The sequence below is a fragment of the Psychroserpens sp. XS_ASV72 genome, from assembly GCF_041224425.1.
GTDB lineage: Bacteria > Bacteroidota > Bacteroidia > Flavobacteriales > Flavobacteriaceae > Psychroserpens.
Genome location: NZ_JBGFGL010000035.1, coordinates 1 through 862 on the forward strand (window position 1 = coordinate 1; position 862 = coordinate 862).

Annotated in this window: 1 pseudogene; it reads left to right on the forward strand. The window is 51.3% G+C overall.

Annotation, left to right across the window (positions count from 1 at the left end):
• Positions 1–862: pseudogene (locus AB9K26_RS00180) on the forward strand (hypothetical protein); the annotation flags it as partial.

The window sequence follows — 862 nt, forward strand, 5'->3', positions numbered from 1 at the left end:
TGGAAATTCAACATCTGATGATCAAATAATCACTGTTGAAGATACCACTCCTCCAAATCTTACGGTTCCTACTGATGCAACTGTAGAATGTACAGAAAGTACCGATCCTGCTGCTACTGGAACGGCTACGGCTACAGATACCTGTGGTAACGTGACCGTAACTTATTCCGATGCTTCAGCTCCTGGTTGTGGTAACACCGAAACCATCACAAGAACTTGGACCGCTACCGATGAATGCGGAAACTCAGTGTCACTTGACCAGACCATTACCGTTGAGGATACCACTGCGCCAGTGCTTACACTGCCTAGCGATGCAACCGTGGAATGTACCGAAAGTACTGACCCTGCCGCTACCGGAACGGCAACCGCTACCGATACATGTGGCAATGTGACCGTGACCTTCTCAGACAGCTCTGTTGCTGCCTGCGGAAACACCGAGACCATCACTAGGACTTGGACCGCTACCGATGAATGCGGGAACTCCACATCTCTGGACCAGACCATATCTGTAGTGGACACCATAGCCCCTGACCTTTCCGCTTGTACGGTGGAAAATACGGTGATCGAGTGCTCCGACACGGACAACGAGGCTCTAGCGGATGCGTGGAACTCTGCCAACATAGCTGCCCTTGAAGCATGTGCCACGGATGCCTGTGATGACGACCTTACCGGTCAGGTAACCTCTGACTATGACTTCAGCAACCTGAACACGACATGTGGGCCTTGCGGTACCATAAACGTAACATACACCGTGACCGATGATTGCGGAAACAGCTCAAGCACCACCGTAACGCTTACTTTTGACGACGGGACCATCCCTGACCTCTCAAACTGTTCTGTCACTGACCAAACTGTTGAATGC